Annotated in this window: 2 protein-coding genes; one reads left to right on the top strand and one right to left on the bottom strand. The window is 55.7% G+C overall.

The genetic code is table 11. From position 1 onward, the window contains the following. Positions 1–875 (bottom strand): LysR family transcriptional regulator (locus DYL61_RS31145; RefSeq protein WP_135311573.1); only part of this gene is annotated, 875 nt, incomplete at its 3' end. Between the two features lie 141 nt (positions 876–1016). Here DYL61_RS31145 and DYL61_RS31150 point away from each other — a divergent pair. Beyond that, a complete protein-coding gene (locus tag DYL61_RS31150) occupies positions 1017–2198 on the top strand; it encodes an MFS transporter (RefSeq protein WP_202978054.1) in 1182 nt (393 codons plus the stop codon). Positions 2199–2219 lie beyond the last annotated feature (21 nt).

Here is a 2219-nt window from a genome sequence, read left to right on the forward strand (position 1 = left end):
AAGTGCTCAACGATGAAGTCCACGAAAGCCCTTATTTTCGGGGAGAGGTGACGGCTTGAAGGCCACAGTACATGGAAGACCATGCTTTTGTGGTTGTACTCGTCGAGCACGGTAATTAGCTTGCCGTCTTGCAATTGCTGTCGCACTGCAATCTCTGGAAGGCAAGCGATGCCCAACCCCTGCTCGGCAAAACAGACCTGAGGATCGAGTGTGTTGGTCACCATGCTGATCGGCAATTCAATCGCCGGCATATCAGTAGTGCGTGTGACAGGCCACGTGTCCAATTTTCCCGTACTTGGGAAGCGATACAGCAAACACGCGTGACTGGTTAGATCGGCAGGCTTGTGCGGCACACCGGCCTGACTGAAATAGCTCGGTGCGCCGACGATCACTCTGCGGCAGGAGCCGAGACGCCGCGACATCAATCGGGAATCACTGGGCTCGCCGGTGCGAATCACCGCGTCGAAGCCCTCGTCAATAACGTCTACCAAGCGATCCGAATAGTCGAAGTCCAGCTCAATGTCTGGGTAGAGCCGCTTGAACGTAGCGAGCTTCGGCATAAAAAGCGTACCGACCGACGGCAGGCTTATGCGCAGCTTTCCTGTCGGAGCGCTTTGAGTCTGTAGAAGTTCTGCTTCTGCCGATTCCACTTCGCAAAGAATGCGGCGGCAGCGCTCCAGGAATATCGAGCCTTCCGGAGTCAGGTTGATGGTGCGGGTGGAACGATGGAACAACCTCACACTCAGGCGTTCTTCCAGTCGCACGATCGCCTTGCTGACGGCCGATGCTGAAATCCCGAGTTGCCGGCCTGCGGCTGTGAAGCTGAGCGCTTCACCTGCGCGAACAAACACGTTCAGCGCCCCCAAGTTCTCCATGTACCCTCCAATTGATGACTTCATGGTCACAAGTATTTTGAACTATAGCCTATTTTTCATTTATCCGCGCTGCGCGACACTGTTGGGGAGCATCCAGGCGTAGCAGTCGGTTGCGCAGAAATAGAGAAGGAAGGGCTTTAAATGACAACAAATACCGCGGTTGGAAATCCGGAAAGACTGCCATTAGGCGCATTGCTGGCTTTGGCGATGGCGGCCTTTATCACCTTGCTTACGGAGATCATGCCGGCGGGGCTACTGTCCTCCATCGCTCAGGGGCTGAACGTCTCAGAAAGTCTTGCGGGGCAATTCATCACTGCCTATGCAGTGGGCGCATTGGTCGCCGCGATCCCCGTCACGACGCTGACGCAGGGCATGCGCAGGCGGCCACTGCTTCTGATTGCGATCCTCGGGTTCGCAGTTGTCAATCTTGTCACTGCGCTGTCTGACAATTATGGCGTTTCGCTCACGGCGCGGTTTTTCGCGGGTGTCTTTGGCGGCATCGTCTGGTCTTTGCTGGCGGGTTACGCTGTGCGCATGTCGCCGGCTCACCTCAGCGGTCGAGCAATCGCAATTTCTGGCGCTGGCGCGACCATCGCATTGGTGCTCGGTGTTCCACTCGGCACTTGGTTAGGCCGGCTCATCGGCTGGCAAGGTGCCTTTGGATTGATGACGGCTCTAGCGCTACTGCTTATGGTCTGGATCGTTGCAATCGTTCCAGATTTTCCTGGTCAGGTGAAGGAAAAGCGCCAGGCGCTCTCCAGTGTTTTCCTCAAAACCGGCATACGCTCCGTATTGTTGGTGGTCTTTACCTTTGTGGTCTCCCACAACATTCTCTACATCTACATTGAGCCTTTCCTAGCACCCTCGGGTTTGTCCAGCAAGGTAGATATCGTGCTGTTTGTATTTGGGGCGGGGTCGATCGTTGGCCTCTGGTGTGTCGGTGCGTGGGTCGATCGCCAGTTGCAACGGCTTGCCGTGGCAAGCATTGCTGTCTTCGCCTTCGCTTCTCTGTTGCTCGGCCTTTGGGGCGATAGCCCGCAGATGGTTTATCTATCCATCATGGCTTGGGGATTTGCCTTCGGCGGATTTTCCACGATCACCCAGACTGCATTGTCTCGTTTCGCGGGTGACTCGGTGGATGTTGCGCAGTCTGTGTACACGACGGGATGGAATACGGCTGTTGCCGGTGGCGGCGTATTTGGGGGAATTCTGCTCGAGCGCACTGGCGTTGCATCGTTTGCCTGGATCGTCATCGGCATTCTTGTCATTTCGCTGTTAGGGACGGTGTTTGCCATGAACAAAGCGCTGACAAATCGGAACTGATGCTGGAGTTTCAGGTTTGAA

The sequence above is a fragment of the Pseudomonas nabeulensis genome, from assembly GCF_004682045.1.
Classification (GTDB): domain Bacteria; phylum Pseudomonadota; class Gammaproteobacteria; order Pseudomonadales; family Pseudomonadaceae; genus Aquipseudomonas; species Aquipseudomonas nabeulensis.